Raw genomic sequence first — 15379 nt, 5'->3', positions numbered from 1 at the left:
CTATTAAATACACGAAGAATAAAAACATGAGAAATTGAGAACTGTATTATTCAAAAGACATTGCTATGGATAGTGTTAACAGCAGTACAACTAAATTAAAGAGAATCGTGAAAATAAACAAGAATATAACTTTACAACACATAGCTGCGCAGTAGCATCAAAAGATACAGTTTCGTTGAATAATTTCATGAAGAAATTTTTTCATTCATTAAAAGCTCCATCAAATTTCGTTCTCATAATAATTCGATAATTAAAATTTAATAACGAAGCGCAGAAGACGTAAAATACGAGATTCAATTGAGGATATTACACTCTTATCCGACGTCTTTCAGATATTGGTTGAAATGCTAGCTTAGCATGAAAGGCACAATAGGGGCTACTTTCATCAGAATCTGCACCACAAAAATGAAAATCTGCTGATAATGGATCGCCAACCGGCCATCTACATGTATTTTCACTCAATTGTAGAAGATTAAGTTGACGTGATATAGGCACCACTACATTGGATTTTGTGGACATATCAACTTCTTTTACATCTTCCACTACAAATTCTGTCTTTAAAGCTGTTTCTTCAATACTTACAGATGATGTGTTTACTGGCGATACCGTGGATGTGTTGCGACGCACACGTGGAGATGATGGGCTGCTGCTTCCCACGGGAGTTTTTTGCGCACGCGTGCTTCCTTGAGCTGTCTTACCACGTCCTGGTAACTTTAATCGATGTACTTTGCCGATGACTGCATTTCTGCTGACCCCACCTAATTGAGCAGCAATTTGACTTGCACTTAACCCTTCACTCCAAAGCTTTTTAAGAAGCTCAACGCGTTCACATGTCCAACCCATACCAGCACTCCATTCCGATTACGTCACTAAGATGCTCTCCCCCGTTGCATCTTCAAATGTTTAAATAATGTTTTCATTACGCTGAATGAAAGAACTTTACACTCTAAACGAGCATAAGAAAATCATCCAGCCTGTGGACTTACAAATCAAAACACATCATCTTGCTTATTATATTGTAAATTACAATATGCACTCACTCTATGACAAGAGTCTTTACCTCTTGAAGAGTTTATTTAGAATGTTTTCCCCAACTTGCAAATCAATCATAGGTTAAACTTTCACTTTTGTTTAAGGCTTTTCCCCAAAATGCTTATTTGTAGAACCTTCATTGACTTTTTTTCAATTGGTGTAATGATCTATTCTATAGGTGTAATCACTAATCGTAATGAAATGTTGAAAGCACCGTAACGAAATGTACCATGCTGTTTTATTTGTAGTGTTGCTTTGTATATATATTGAAAAGGTTAAAATATAAAGGGAATTATGATGGATGCTGTCTCTATACAACCACTTTATGAATGCTTCGCACGACGAAATTTGCATTTTGAACAGGGGCATGGTGTATGGCTTATTTCCGATAAAGGAGAACATTATCTTGATTTCACATCTGGCATTGCTGTTAATGCATTAGGGTATTCACATCCAAAATTGGTTGATACGCTCAAAATACAAGCTGAAAAACTTTGGCATGTTTCTAATATTTTTCAATCTCCTGAACAAGCATCTCTTGCCACGCGGCTTTGTGCAAATAGTTTTGCGGATAAGGTTTTTTTCTGCAATTCAGGTACTGAAGCATTGGAGTGCGCATTCAAAACGGCACGTCATTATTACTATGCTGCTGGTCATTCAGAACGCATTGAAATAATTACTTTTGAAGGGGCATTTCATGGACGTACACTTGCAGCACTTGCTGCGACTGGGCATGAAAAATATCTTGAAGGCTTTGGACCTAAAGCTGGTGGATTTATTCAAGTACCTTTTTGTGATGAAATCGCTTTGTGTAATGCTATTAATAAAAATACCGCCGCTATTCTTATTGAACCTATTCAAGGAGAAGGAGGAATACGAACGGTCCCTCATGAATATTTAAGATTTTTGCGCAAAATATGCGATGATAATGGTCTATTATTGATTTTAGATGAAGTCCAAACGGGTATAGGACGAACAGGAAAGCTTTTTGCTTATGAATGGAGTGATGTCACACCTGATATTCTTACCCTCGCAAAAGGATTAGGAGGGGGATTTCCATTAGGCGCTTGCCTTGCAACGGATAAAGTTGCAAAAAGCATGACACTTGGGACACATGGTTCAACCTTTGGAGGAAATCTTCTTGGAATGGCTGTAGGAAATAGTGTTCTTGATATTTTGTTAGAGCCAAGTTTTCTCAACCATGTTCAGCGCATGGGGGATAAACTAAAAAGTGGACTTTTGCATATTCTCAATATCTATCCTGATATTATCCGCGCAGTTCCGGGGATGGGGCTAATGTTGGGTATTCAATGTGTTGTGTCTTCAAATCTTGTCGTTAATGCTTTAGAAAATGAACATCTCTTAAGTGTTGCTGCCAACAACAATGTTGTGCGCTTATTGCCTCCTCTTATCATTAGGGAAGAAGAAATAGATGAAAGTTTGCATCGTATTGAAAAAGCAATAGCTTATCTTTCGCAAGTAAACAAAGAAAGACAAATATCACACACATGACAAATGCTCTTCGTCATTTCACGGACTTATCCATTTTAACGCCAGCAATAGCACGCGCACTGATCGATTATGCGAAGATCCTTAAAGCATCTTTTAAAGCAGGAAAAGGTTCAAAACCTTTTATAGGTAAAACACTTGCGATGATTTTTGAAAAACCATCCACACGAACCCGTATTTCATTCGATATCAGTATGCGCCAGCTTGGCGGAGATACAATCATGCTCACGGGTTCAGAGATGCAGCTTGGTCACAGTGAAACTATAGCTGATACGGCTCGTGTTTTATCTCGTTTTGTGGATATCGTGATATTACGAACAACAAAACATCAACGTATGCTCGAATTGGCACAATATGCACAAATTCCTGTCATTAATGCCCTTACAGATGATACACATCCTTGCCAAATTCTAGCAGATATATTAACCTATGAGGAGCATCGGGGGCCTATTTCTGGTAAAATATTTGCGTGGATGGGGGATGGTAATAATGTACTCCATTCCTTAATTGAAGCTGCAGCTCTTTTTGATTTTCATTTGCGTATTGCTACTCCAAAGGGCAGTGAGCCACAGGAAAAATTTATCCATTGGGCACGTGAACGAGGAGCACATCTTACACTAACCCATAATCCCCAAAAAGCAGCTCAAGATGCTGATTGTATTATGACCGATACATGGGTCTCCATGGGACAAGAATTTCGTGCTCGCAGTCGTTCTACTTTTCAGCCTTATCAAGTCAATGAATCTCTCATGAAATTAGCAAAATCTGATGCTCTTTTTATGCATTGTCTTCCTGCTCATCGCGGTGAAGAAGTTGTTGATTCTGTGATTGATGGACCGCACTCCGTTGTTTTCGATGAGGCTGAAAATCGTCTTCATGTTCAAAAAGCAATTCTTTCTTGGTGTTTACAAGATGCGTTTTTCTCTCCACAATAGCCTCCCTACAACAAATTATATAAAAAAGGCAAAGCTATGAGTGAACAAGCTAAAGATGAAGCCTCTCTCAACAACAACTTCTTGCGTGAAGATGATAGTGTTATTCCCTTTCAAGTTGAAGAACTTGATATCCGTGGACGTGCCGTACAACTTGGGGAAACTTTAAATTCTATTCTTAACAGACATCAATATCCTGAACCGGTTTCTTATCTTCTAGCAGAAGCTTTACTTTTAACGGTTCTGCTTGGAACTTCTCTAAAACTTACGGGAAAATTTATTCTACAAACCCATTCCGATGGACCTGTTAATATGTTGGTGTGCGATTTTTCGCCTCCTTCCAGTTTACGTGGATACGCTCGTTTTGATAAGGAACAGCTAAAACAAGCCATAGACAATGGTCAAACTTCTTCAGAAACACTTTTAGGAAAAGGCACTTTAGCCTTCACCATTGATCAAGGTCCCCATATGCAACCCTATCAAGGGATAGTTGCATTAGATGGATCAAATTTACAAGAAGCTTCTCGTATTTATTTTGATCAGTCAGAACAAATTCCTACCGATATCCGTCTGGCTGTTGCTATATTAATTAATCGTGACCAACAAGGAAAACCGCAGAAAAGCTGGCGAGCTGGAGGTATTTTGATCCAACTTTTACCCCAAGAATCGTCTCATCATAAAATAGATGCCCCTCATCAAAAGCGAGAAGAAACGAAAACCCATACCCAATTGGATAACCAATGGCAGGAATCTAAAATACTCATGGAAACGATTGAAAGTTCAGAATTAACAGATCCCCAAGTCGGTAGTAAACAGCTCTTGTTCCGCCTTTTTCATGAACAAGGTGTTAGAGTTTTTAATCCTTTTTCTCTTGTCGATCAATGTTCTTGTTCACACGAAAAAATTAAAGGAATCCTAGAAGGTTTTTCTATTGATGAACGCAATAAAATGGTTAAAAATAAATATATTTCAGTCACATGTGAATTTTGCTCAAAAACATATTGTTTTACACCGCAAGAATTTTTAGAAGAAAAAACATAATCAAATATTTTTCATAAAAAATGATGATTGCAACAAAAGCCTATTTTATTTGCGTTATAAAAGTTTACGCATAAGCTCATATGAACTTCTAGAATATTTCTTGTCTTAGAGTTTTTTAATGTATACGAGTGATCTTTCTGTTGAAATCAGTAATCACGTTATAGAGTGCTTAAAAAAGAGTTCTCTGTAAAATATATTTTCTCCTCTCGAAAAAGCTTCTTTTATACTTTTTACATCTCAAAAGTTTATTTCTTACAATGAATTCTTTTATAATGTTCATTGATAGATTGATTATGTATTCATAACTTATCTTCTCTGTTAAATGAGACTTTTTGATTGTAGTCATATTTTCTTACTCGAATTTATCTTATTAAGAGTCAAAAAAGCTCATTAGTTATAATCATAAGAGAAATTATCGATAGAATAAGAATGTATAGACTCAATATGGACTTTATAGAGTCTATTACGAACAGATAGTATAATGGGAATAAATATAACAATGACGCTGCGAAGGAACGGGTTTGTTATTTTATAAAAAAGATGAGAATAGTGGTGAAGTCCCCTCATAACAATGTGCATTTTAGATAAAAATGCGAAGACAAAATACTATATGACTTTGAAAATAATAGTTGGTTGCTGTCACTAATCTAACGATGGTTCTACAGCAATATTGTTTTTGTCCAAGTAATCAAAAATAAAGCTCCCAAACAGATATTTCTTTACACATGTTTTTGAATCAACAATGGTAATGCTCTTGTAAAATTTTTCTAAGAAGAATGATGGTCCGTATAAATAAAATAGCATACATAGCATGATAAAACGTTATGTTTTTACAAACCTGCATTATTTTATTTTTCTTCTGTCATAATCGCTTGTTCAATTTTTGGTAGAATTTTTTTTTGATAAATTTGCCATGTTAAGGGACCAACATGTTTGGCAATAATAATGCTCTCTTTATTCAAGAGAAAGGTTTCTGGGGGGCCATATATTCCCCAATCAATGGCTGTATATCCTGAAACATCAAAGCCAATAAATTTAAAAGGATTACCAAAACTGTTTAAAAAACGCAGGGCATTTGTTTTATTATCTTTATAATTAATACCAATCAGATCAAAACGTTTATCTTGTGCAATTTGCATAAGAATAGGATGTTCTTCGCGACAGGGCAGACACCAAGAGCCCCAAAAATTGACCAATGTGACACGTCCTTTAAACTGTTTTGAATTGAGATAACTTTCTTTATCAAGAAGAGGAAGATGAATATTGGGAGCAGGTTTTTCAGCCAATGCGTTTGCGAGAAGAGAAGAATCTTGAAGGTGTTTTTTATCCATAAAGTTGAAAAAAAACACCATGAGAAGAAGAAAAAGAACAAATGGTCCAAAAAAAACAAGTAGAACAGGCAAAGATATATTTTTTTTAAGTTTGGAGGGATGTTTTTCATTATACTTTTCTTTTTGTGACAGCTCTTTTTTGTTTAGTTGTTGGAGAATTTTTTTTTGGTATAGAGCTTTGCAAAGAATATATCCAATAAGACATAAGAGAGATATTGCAGAAAGCACATAGCTTAAAACAACAATTTGCTCGTGTTTAAGGGTGCTAAGGAAAAAATCAATTTTCTGAGATAGATTTCCTAAAAGTCCGCTGTGGATGCCATTTAGGTCGAGCATGATGAAGCGTCCTGTTGTTGTGCACGACGGGATTTTTTAATCTGAAGTATTCGGATATAATGACTATTGATTTCATTTCGCATAGCCATCAAATAAAGCACAATAAACATAAAGATAAAACAAAAGAGCATTGTTATAAGGGGCCATAACATAGCATTGTCGATTGTTGATCCTCCAGCACGTAACAATGATGCTGGTTGATGCAATGTATTCCACCAATTAACGGAAAATTTAATAACAGGGATATTAACAAATCCAACAAGTGTAAGAATTGCAGTAGCACGAGCGGCTTTTATTTGGTTGTCAAAAGCACGCCCAAGCAGGATAATGGAGAGATAGATAAAAAGCAGAATTAAAACTGATGTTAACCGTGCATCCCAGACCCACCATGTTCCCCATGTAGGTCGCCCCCAAAGCGCTCCTGTCATGAGAGCCAAGGCGGTAAAAATTGCCCCTATAGGCGCTCCACATTTAAGTGCTACATCAGCAAGATGATATTTCCAAATCAGATTTCCTAATGCCGCTGCACTCATCGTTACATAACAGAATGTAGACAACCACGCAAAGGGAACATGAAGGTACATAATCTTAACAGTAATGCCTTGTTGATAGTCATCAGGAGAATGCATCACCAGCATAAGCCCTAAGATAAGGAAACACAATGTTATGCCGGCCAACCAAGGTAAGACGATACTGCTTATTTTCATGAAAAGGGTGAAACTTGCAGGGAGTGACCTGATTTTATATGTACGAGATAGTTCATTCATAAAATTCATAATAGGCAGAGTTTTGCTATGCGGCAATCATCTTTTATTATTCTGATAAAAGTTTAAGCGTTATTGCAGCAACAAAAGAGCTAAAGAGACTCAAAAGAAGTGAAAAAGCACTGAGAAGAGCTAGGGAAGTAAGAAAAGAGGTATTTGGGTTTATTGGGGCTGTAGCAGCCGAAACACCAAAAATCATAATTGGAATGATCCACGGCAAGATAATGATAAAAATAAGCAAAGTACTGTGCAACAATGAGGTTGCGAGTGCAGCGCCTATAGCACCAATAAAAATAATAGCTGGTGTTCCGCATAAAAGGGTGAGTATTGTTGTAAAAGTTATTGTTACATCTAAATGGAGCATGAGGGCTAAAATAGGTGTGGCAAAAATAAGAGGAAGCATCGTTCCTACCCAATGGGCAAAACATTTGGTAAAGACAATTAGAGTAAAACTTTGTCTTTGTCCTGAAAGGATAAATTGGTCGAGATTACCATCATCGCGATCGATTTGGAAAAGTTTGTTCAGATTGAGAAGCCCTGCAAGAAGGGCTCCAAACCACAATATACCTGGTCCTATTTGTGCAAGAATTTTGGGGTCTGGCCCAATGGCAAAGGGGGTTATGACAACAACAGCGATAAAAAACAATAATCCTGTTAGTGAAGAGGCTTGTAGCACTAATAATAGTTTAAGATCACGCCAGAACAGTGCTTTCATTTTATTCTCTCCTAGAGAGGTAAAAATTTTTCCAGAGCGATTTTATGGTTTTCTGGAATGCCTATGGAATTATGAGTTGCAGCGATAATCATACCACCTTGATTGAGATGACGCTGGAAAATACGAGCAAGGAGTTTTTGAGCATGGTTATCAAGCCCAGATATTGGTTCATCTAAAATCCAAAGAGGACGATAGGAGAGCAAAAGGCGAGCAATAGCTACGCGTCTTTGTTGTCCAGTTGACAGAGCGTTAAAGGGTAAATGTTCAAGGTTAGAAAGACCAATATCGGCAAGAGCTTCATGCGCAAAACGTAAATGTTGACCGTAAAAATCTGCCCAAAATTGCAAATTATCAATGACAGATAAAAGAGGTTTCATAGCATTTTGAGGACCAAGATAATGACAGGCAGTTGCAACAGGGTATATTTGATCATGGTCTTTAAGTATTATATGACCTTCAGCAGCTTCAAGAAGACCGACAATGATTCGGAGTAATGTAGACTTTCCGATACCATTAGGACCGGTGATTGTCATAAGTTGCTGTGAAAATAAACAAAAAGAAAGACCTTTAAACAGAATTTCTTCGTTTCTGTAAGCGGCTAAATCTTTGCCTGATAACACCATGTGATTGCCTATTTTGTTTTTATTTTCATATTCTTTATTGTATTATAGAATAAAAAACACATTTTTTATGCAATTGTACCTAGAATAGTTCTAGAAATAGTTCTATAAAGGATACCTTACATCAATATCTGGTGTAAAATGGTTTCTGGCGCTGATTTCCGCATTTGCCTATGAGAGGTGGAGGGGAAATGGATAGCGGAGGTAATTGCGTCTGCGCTCAAGCTGCGACCTTGACTCGTAGTTTGTGTTGTTCATTCCTGGAAATTGGGTGGTTATAGTATTGAGGGTGGACAGTCATGACTCAAATTGATAGCTTTAATTGTCGCAGAGTATTAAATGTTGGTGGCAAAGAATATATTTATTATAGTTTGATCGAAGCGGAGAAGAACGGACTTGAAGGTGTTTCTCGTTTACCGTTTTCGATGAAAGTTATTCTCGAAAATTTATTGCGATTTGAAGATGGTCGCACAGTTAAAAAAGAGGATATCCTCAATGTTGCTAAGTGGTTAAACGACAAAGGGAGTGCCGGGGCAGAAATTGCTTACCGTCCTGCGCGTGTTCTTATGCAGGATTTTACAGGTGTTCCAGCAGTTGTTGATCTTTCTGCAATGCGTGATGCTATGGTTAAACTTGGTGGTAACGCTGAAAAAATCAATCCTCTCATTCCCGTTGATCTCATCATTGATCACTCAGTTATTGTTGATGCTTTTGGCACTTCCATGGCTTTTAAGGAAAACGTCGAGCATGAATATGAACGCAATGGTGAACGCTATCGTTTCCTTAAATGGGGGCAGCAAGCCTTTCAAAATTTTCGTGTTGTTCCTCCAGGAACAGGGATTTGTCATCAGGTTAACCTAGAATATTTAGCACAATGTGTATGGATGAAGAATGAAGAGGGGTGTGAGACGATTTATCCTGACACCTGTGTGGGAACTGATTCGCATACGACTATGGTAAATGGTTTAGGGGTTTTAGGTTGGGGTGTTGGTGGTATTGAAGCAGAAGCAGCAATGTTAGGCCAACCTGTTTCTATGTTGTTACCTGAAGTGATTGGTTTTCGTCTAACAGGTAAACTTAAGGAAGGTGTAACAGCCACCGATCTCGTATTGACGGTGACTCAAATGCTACGTCGGAAGGGTGTTGTCGGTAAATTTGTTGAGTTTTTTGGTCCTGGTTTGGAGCATATGACACTTGCTGATCGGGCAACGATTGGAAATATGGCACCTGAATATGGAGCAACGTGTGGTTTTTTCCCAATTGATAAGGAGACAGTGCGTTATCTCAATATGACAGGGCGTGATGAACATCGGATTGCCTTAGTGGAGGCTTACACCAAAGCACAAGGGATGTGGCATGATGAAATGGTAGCTCATCCCATTTTTAGTGATACAATTGAATTAGATATGGGAACTGTTGTCTCTTCTATGGCTGGTCCTAAACGTCCTGAAGGACGTATTGCATTGGAAAACGTTGGGCAGGGTTTTGAGAAGGCATTGGTCGAAGACTATAAGAAGACTTCTGGACAAGATAAAGATAAGCGTTATCAGGTCGAGGGTGAAGAATATACGCTTGGTCACGGTGATGTGGTGATCGCTGCGATTACGTCGTGTACGAATACATCGAATCCAAGTGTTCTTATTGCAGCGGGTCTTTTGGCACGAAATGCTGTGGCAAAGGGGCTCAAGAGTAAACCATGGGTAAAAACTTCTCTTGCACCTGGTTCACAAGTCGTTGAAGCTTACCTTCAAAATTCGGGTCTGCAAAAAGATTTAGATGCACTGGGATTTAACTTAGTAGGATTTGGGTGCACAACATGTATTGGGAATTCTGGTCCTTTGCATCCAGCTATTTCCAAAACGATTAATGACAATGGTATAATTGCATCTGCGGTTCTTTCAGGAAATCGTAATTTTGAAGGGCGTGTTTCCCCTGATGTGCAAGCGAATTATTTAGCTTCACCACCGTTAGTTGTTGCACATGCGCTCATCGGGACGGTGTGTAAGGATTTAACCAAGGAGCCTCTTGGTGAAGATTCAAATGGCCAACCCATTTATTTGAGAGATATTTGGCCAACTTCTCAAGAAATACAGGAGTTTATCGAAAAAAATGTCACGCGTAAGGTTTTTGCCGAAAAGTATGCAGATGTTTTTAAGGGAGATGAAAATTGGCAAAAAGTTCAGATTCCTACGGGTTCTACCTATTCTTGGGATGAGCGATCCACCTATGTACGCAATCCACCTTATTTCGATGATATGCAGAAAACACCTGATATCTTACCAGATATTAGAGATGCACGGATTTTAGGTTTATTTGGTGATAAAATCACGACGGATCATATTTCTCCTGCTGGTTCTATTAAAGCAGCTTCTCCTGCCGGAAAATATTTAATGGATCATGGTGTTAAAGTAGCTGATTTTAACCAGTATGGAACGCGTCGTGGGAATCATGAAGTTATGGTGCGTGGGACCTTTGCCAATATTCGCATTCGTAATTTTATGTTAGGGGAAAATGGTCGAGAAGGAGGTTATACGGTTCATTATCCGTCAGCGGTAGAACAAACCATTTACGATGCAGCAATGGCGTATAAACAAGAAGGTATTCCGCTCGTTGTTTTTGCAGGTGTTGAATATGGTAATGGATCATCACGCGATTGGGCTGCCAAGGGGACCAATCTTCTTGGTGTCAAAGCGGTGATTGTGCAATCTTTTGAAAGGATACATCGTTCTAATCTTGTTGGTATGGGCATTGTCCCTTTTGTCTTTGAGGAGGGGCTAAGTTGGAAATCTTTAGGCTTAAAGGGAGATGAAAAGGTGACAATTGAAGGGATTCATAACTTGAAACCTCGTCAAAAGACTGTAGCGAAAATTACTTTTTCTGATGGTACGGTAAAAACCGTTCCATTATTATGCCGTGTTGATACTGAAGATGAGCTAGATTATTTGCATCATGGTGGAATTTTGCAATATGTCTTGCGTAAGTTAGCCGTTTAAATTCTTTTGTTTGTTAAGGAATATCTATTATTAGGCTATAAAGTTGCGGATCAAAGAGTTTGGCTTCGTTTTTTTTATGACTATCTTTGAAAATCTAATTGACGTTAGCTTTGGGATTGCGTTATAAACCACACGAGTTATAGGCAGCTTTATAGTTTTGCTTGGGTTGGATTTATTTATATTGGTAGAGTTGTTATTGAGACTCATTTTACCAAGGTGTTGAAAGAGAGATTATATTTATGGCGAATACACCTTCTGCTCGAAAAGCGGTGCGCAAGGTTGCGGCGCGCACACAGGTTAATAAGGCCCGCCGTTCACGCGTTCGTACTTTTATACGTAAGTTTGATGATGCTTTGGCGGGTGGCGATAAGGCATCTGCGGAGATTGCATTTAAGAATTTTGAGCCTGAAATTATGCGTGCAGTTTCTAAAGGGGTTTTTCATAAAAATGCTGCTGCGAGGAAAGTATCGCGTTTAGCTAAACGGTTGAAGGCTCTCAGCGTTTAAACTTTTTCTCCTTTAATTGAGAAAAAAGCCAGTATCCATGAGGATGCTGGCTTTTTGTTTATTATTTCAAAAAGTTTCTATTGAAATAAGAATCGATAATGATTCTCCACTTGAAAAAGGAGAGAAAGTTTATAGAGGGGGGTATGGTTATCCACAAGCTTTGTGGATTTTTACAGAGTCTTTTTTGTCAAGCATTTTATTTTTTTTTTTTAAATCTGAAGAGATTCTTTAATTATTGGTAAATTTAGAGAAAAAAAATGAATTGAATCAATATTTTTTTCAGTCCTCATTAATATAAGCATTTTTTTTGGGTTTTTTGATTTTATTTTGACCTCTTGCATTTTACCTCTGCTGTTTTGTATGGTTCTTATGAAGACTAAAAAGCATGAAGGGGTCACATCAGCGTATTATTCTGTACTTTGTTGAATACAAGATGTTTTGATTTAGGCTTTTCTAAACTTTTGTGTTGGAGAGGTTTTCTGACGGTTTTTTAGTTTTCTTAATGGATATGTTTACCATTTTAGAAGGGTGGGTCATATCATGAGTGCAAGTAAATCTTATTGGTCATCTTTGTTAGTGGGGTTGTGATGAGGCTATCCTAGGGGAGGGTGAGTAATCTTATTTGGGGTAGGGCGTTTTGCCTTCGCTAGATTTATTTTAGCTGTTTGGCAGGACAAAATTTTATTTTTATCAGGATGGAAGATGGTGGATAAATTGAACTCTAAAGCTAGTTCCTTTAAAAGGGTTTCGGTAAATATCCTGTCGGCAGAGAACATAATAAAGAATAGGATGACGGAGAGTGATAAGAATGTTTGTAGAAGTGCTCCTATAGGGCATTCTATTGTTTCAGAGGAGGAAAGTGCAGCGGCTTTTATACGTGTTATGGCGCAATTAAAGGTACAGGTTGGTGTTGAGGCTTATACCAGTTGGTTTGGGCGCGTGAAGCTTGCTGAATATAGTCATACTCTTGTAAAGCTTTCTGTTCCTACTGCTTTTTTACGTTCATGGATTAATAATCACTATGGTTCTCTTTTGACTCATTTATGGAAACAAGAGAATTCAGCAATTCTTCGTGTTGAAGTTATTGTTCGTGGTATGGAACGCGTTTCAAGAGATGTCGTTTGTAAAAGAAGTGTTCCTTCTGTTGTACTAGAGGAGCAGGCGACTTCATCTTTTGTTGAAAGTTGCGCAGAGCATTCAGTTAAGAGTTCTCAAACGGGAGTTTTTGGATCTCCACTTGATTCTCGTTATACTTTTGAAAGTTTTGTTGAGGGGGCTTCTAATCGTGTTGCTTTAGCGGCTGCGCGTTCTATTGCGGAGGGGCATAAAAGTGCTTTACGTTTTAATCCTCTTTTTATTCACGCATCTGTTGGCTTAGGAAAAACACATTTGCTTCAAGCGATTGCTGCTTCTGCATTGAAGCGTTTAACGTCTGCGCGCGTTATTTATTTAACTGCTGAATATTTTATGTGGCGTTTTGCAACAGCTATTCGTGATAATGATGCTCTTTCTTTTAAAGAACAGCTTCGTGATATCGACCTTTTAATTATTGATGATATGCAGTTTTTACAGGGTAAGTCGATACAACATGAGTTTTGCCATTTGCTTAATATGTTGCTTGATAGTGCAAAACAGGTTGTTGTCGCTGCAGATCGTCCACCAGCAGAATTAGAATCGCTTGATCTTCGCGTTCGCTCTCGTCTTCAGGGAGGGGTGGCCCTTGAAATTGAAGCACCAGATTATGAAATGCGTTTGCAAATGTTGCGCCAGCGGTTGAAGGTGGCACAACAAGATGATGGCATGGTATCAATTTCTGATGATATCTTGGAATATATTGCGAAAACGGTTTTAGGGTCGGGGCGTGATATTGAAGGTGCATTTAATCAGCTCTTGTTTCGTCAATCTTTTGAGTCTGATTTATCTTTAGAGCGGATTGATGAGTTATTAGGTCACTTGACACGTCCTGGTGAACCTAAGCGTATTCGGATTGAAGAAATTCAGCGTACGGTAGCACGCCATTATAATGTTTCTAAACAGGACTTGTTATCTAATCGTCGAACACGTACGGTTGTGAAGCCACGGCAAGTTGCAATGTATTTAGCAAAAGTATTAACTCCTCGCTCGTTACCAGAAATTGGGCGCCGTTTTGGTGGGCGTGATCATACAACAGTTTTACACGCTGTGCGTAAAATTGAAGATTTGGTTTGTGGTGATCAGACCTTGGCTAAGGAACTTGAATTGCTTAAGCGGTTGATTGGAGAACAGGCTGTATAGTGTTTATCGTTTCTTTCCTTGGAGAGACTTTAAAGAATTTAATGAAAAGATTTATTTTTTCTTATGCAGGAGTGACTTGCCATTTTAAGAGAGGTTTAATAAACTCTAGCAGGCGATTCTTAAAGAGGGTCTATTCTTTAAGTCTAAAGAATTCTTATAGTTTTTAGTAAATCATACGGGGCTTTTATGCGTATTACAGTTGATCGCAGTCAATTTCTCAAGTCTCTTGGTCGGGTTCACCGTGTGGTAGAGCGCCGTAATACTGTTCCTATTTTATCGAATGTGTTGATTGATGCAGAAAATGGCCGTGTACAGTTAAAAGCAACAGACCTTGATTTAGAGGTTATGGAATCTTTTGCAGTTAATGTTAAACAAGCTGGAGCAACAACTGTTCCAGCACATTTGCTTTATGATATCATTCGAAAACTTCCTGATAGCAATGAAGTTGTATTATCCGTCGATGAGAATCAAGCAGGTACAATGTCCGTGGTTTCGGGTTGTGCACATTTTCAGCTTCAATGTCTTCCGAAGTCAGACTTTCCAGAGTCGCTTCCTGGGCAGTTTGGTTATCGTTTTTCTTTATCGGCATCAGGCTTAAAACATTTACTTGATTGTACACAATTTGCTATTTCTACTGAAGAAACCCGTTATTATCTTAATGGTATTTATTTCCATATTATTAATGATGATGTTTTGAAATTGCGTTTGGTTGCAACTGATGGTCATCGTTTGGCACAAGTTGAGATGGAAGCTCCTTCGGGTGTTGAGGGAATGCCTGGTGTTATTGTTCCCCGTAAAGCTGTAGGAGAATTGCAAAAACTTCTTTCAGAAGAAAATGATAGTGATGTGTGTATAGAGCTTTCAGAGACAAAAATTCGTTTTTCTATAGGCTCTGTGATTTTTACATCAAAATTAATTGATGGAACATTTCCAGATTATCAACGTGTTATCCCTCTTGGAAATGATAAAGAATTAATTGTTAATAGGCAGGACTTTTCTTCTGCCGTTGATCGTGTTTCAACGATTTCAAGTGATCGGGGGCGTGCAGTTAAATTAACGATTGAGCATGGACAGTTAAGGCTTGTTGTTAATAGCCCAGATTCGGGCAGTGCAGAAGATCAATTATCAGTAACTTATGCATCTGAACCGCTTGAGATAGGGTTTAATTCACGTTATCTTTTGGATATTGCTGGGCAGCTTTCAAGCGATGAGATGGTTTTTATGTTGGCTGAGGCTGGAGCACCCGCTCTGATTCGTGATAATGATGATGTGGATGTGCTCTATGTACTGATGCCTATTCGCGTTTAGGGGCGGTTGTTTTGCAAT

Annotated in this window: 12 protein-coding genes; 7 read left to right on the top strand and 5 right to left on the bottom strand. The window is 38.2% G+C overall.

All coding sequences use genetic code 11. The features are described 5' to 3' along the window. Positions 1 to 306 precede the first annotated feature (306 nt). The gene (locus ACFILN_RS05240) at positions 307 to 843 is read right to left on the bottom strand and encodes a GcrA family cell cycle regulator (protein ID WP_375642988.1); all 537 of its coding nucleotides are present in this window, start codon (positions 841 to 843) and stop codon (positions 307 to 309) included. A 486-nt stretch (positions 844 to 1329) separates the two neighbouring features. Between ACFILN_RS05240 and ACFILN_RS05235 the strand changes: the two genes are divergently transcribed. From ACFILN_RS05235 to ACFILN_RS05225, 3 genes are read left to right on the top strand one after another with little or no spacing between them, the layout of a single operon-like run. Next, positions 1330 to 2544 carry an aspartate aminotransferase family protein gene (locus tag ACFILN_RS05235; RefSeq protein ID WP_273790265.1) on the top strand — a complete coding sequence of 405 codons (1215 nt, stop codon included), beginning with the start codon at positions 1330 to 1332 and terminating at the stop codon, positions 2542 to 2544. Then, positions 2541 to 3476: an ornithine carbamoyltransferase gene (argF, locus tag ACFILN_RS05230; RefSeq protein WP_375630517.1), complete on the top strand. Its 936-nt coding sequence runs from the start codon at positions 2541 to 2543 to the stop codon at positions 3474 to 3476. The genes ACFILN_RS05235 and argF overlap by 4 nt, the downstream gene beginning before the upstream one ends. Before the next feature lie 36 nt (positions 3477 to 3512). Continuing rightward, positions 3513 to 4514 (top strand): Hsp33 family molecular chaperone, encoded by a 1002-nt coding sequence (locus ACFILN_RS05225; protein ID WP_375630515.1) that lies wholly within the window; start codon positions 3513 to 3515, stop codon positions 4512 to 4514. Between the two features lie 848 nt (positions 4515 to 5362). Here ACFILN_RS05225 and ACFILN_RS05220 read toward each other — a convergent pair. The 4 genes from ACFILN_RS05220 to ccmA all read right to left on the bottom strand — a co-directional run bounded on the left by ACFILN_RS05220 (position 5363) and on the right by ccmA (position 8283). After that, on the bottom strand, positions 5363 to 5977 hold the full coding sequence (locus tag ACFILN_RS05220) for a DsbE family thiol:disulfide interchange protein (RefSeq protein WP_375637349.1): 615 nt from the start codon (positions 5975 to 5977) through the stop codon (positions 5363 to 5365). A 191-nt stretch (positions 5978 to 6168) separates the two neighbouring features. Next, positions 6169 to 6948, bottom strand: a complete 780-nt coding sequence (locus ACFILN_RS05215) for a heme ABC transporter permease (protein WP_375671032.1) — start codon at positions 6946 to 6948, stop codon at positions 6169 to 6171. 46 nt (positions 6949 to 6994) lie between these two features. Further along, positions 6995 to 7660, bottom strand: a complete 666-nt coding sequence (gene ccmB, locus ACFILN_RS05210) for a heme exporter protein CcmB (RefSeq protein WP_375630511.1) — start codon at positions 7658 to 7660, stop codon at positions 6995 to 6997. Positions 7661 to 7671: 11 nt separating this feature from the next. Continuing rightward, the gene (gene ccmA / locus ACFILN_RS05205; protein WP_273790270.1) at positions 7672 to 8283 is read right to left on the bottom strand and encodes a heme ABC exporter ATP-binding protein CcmA; all 612 of its coding nucleotides are present in this window, start codon (positions 8281 to 8283) and stop codon (positions 7672 to 7674) included. Between the two features lie 296 nt (positions 8284 to 8579). On the opposite strand from ccmA, the gene acnA reads away from it, so the two are divergent. From acnA to dnaN, 4 genes are all read left to right on the top strand, one after another. Then, positions 8580 to 11273: an aconitate hydratase AcnA gene (gene acnA / locus ACFILN_RS05200; protein WP_375637199.1), complete on the top strand. Its 2694-nt coding sequence runs from the start codon at positions 8580 to 8582 to the stop codon at positions 11271 to 11273. 239 nt (positions 11274 to 11512) lie between these two features. Further along, complete coding sequence (rpsT, locus tag ACFILN_RS05195) at positions 11513 to 11779, top strand: 30S ribosomal protein S20 (protein ID WP_273790272.1); 267 nt, start codon at positions 11513 to 11515, stop codon at positions 11777 to 11779. Positions 11780 to 12481: 702 nt separating this feature from the next. Then, positions 12482 to 14053, top strand: a complete 1572-nt coding sequence (gene dnaA / locus ACFILN_RS05190; RefSeq protein WP_375637197.1) for a chromosomal replication initiator protein DnaA — start codon at positions 12482 to 12484, stop codon at positions 14051 to 14053. Between the two features lie 186 nt (positions 14054 to 14239). After that, entirely contained in the window at positions 14240 to 15361 is a 1122-nt protein-coding gene (dnaN, locus tag ACFILN_RS05185) for a DNA polymerase III subunit beta (RefSeq protein ID WP_273790274.1), read from the top strand. The last annotated feature ends 18 nt before the right edge of the window (positions 15362 to 15379 follow it).

Source organism: Bartonella sp. CL434QHHD (assembly GCF_042195145.1).
In the GTDB taxonomy this organism is placed as follows: domain Bacteria; phylum Pseudomonadota; class Alphaproteobacteria; order Rhizobiales; family Rhizobiaceae; genus Bartonella.
This window is presented reverse-complemented; position numbering and strand designations above follow the sequence as displayed.

Bases quoted from the DNA above. Each gene is read 5' to 3' on its own strand.
- ACFILN_RS05240 (WP_375642988.1), bottom strand. From the start codon at position 843: ATGGGTTGGACATGTGAACGCGTTGAGCTTCTTAAAAAGCTTTGGAGT.
- ACFILN_RS05235 (WP_273790265.1), top strand. From the start codon at position 1,330: ATGGATGCTGTCTCTATACAACCACTTTATGAATGCTTCGCACGACGA.
- argF (WP_375630517.1), top strand. From the start codon at position 2,541: ATGACAAATGCTCTTCGTCATTTCACGGACTTATCCATTTTAACGCCA.
- ACFILN_RS05225 (WP_375630515.1), top strand. From the start codon at position 3,513: ATGAGTGAACAAGCTAAAGATGAAGCCTCTCTCAACAACAACTTCTTG.
- ACFILN_RS05215 (WP_375671032.1), bottom strand. From the start codon at position 6,948: ATGAATGAACTATCTCGTACATATAAAATCAGGTCACTCCCTGCAAGT.
- ccmB (WP_375630511.1), bottom strand. From the start codon at position 7,660: ATGAAAGCACTGTTCTGGCGTGATCTTAAACTATTATTAGTGCTACAA.
- ccmA (WP_273790270.1), bottom strand. From the start codon at position 8,283: ATGGTGTTATCAGGCAAAGATTTAGCCGCTTACAGAAACGAAGAAATT.
- acnA (WP_375637199.1), top strand. From the start codon at position 8,580: ATGACTCAAATTGATAGCTTTAATTGTCGCAGAGTATTAAATGTTGGT.
- rpsT (WP_273790272.1), top strand. From the start codon at position 11,513: ATGGCGAATACACCTTCTGCTCGAAAAGCGGTGCGCAAGGTTGCGGCG.
- dnaA (WP_375637197.1), top strand. From the start codon at position 12,482: ATGGTGGATAAATTGAACTCTAAAGCTAGTTCCTTTAAAAGGGTTTCG.
- dnaN (WP_273790274.1), top strand. From the start codon at position 14,240: ATGCGTATTACAGTTGATCGCAGTCAATTTCTCAAGTCTCTTGGTCGG.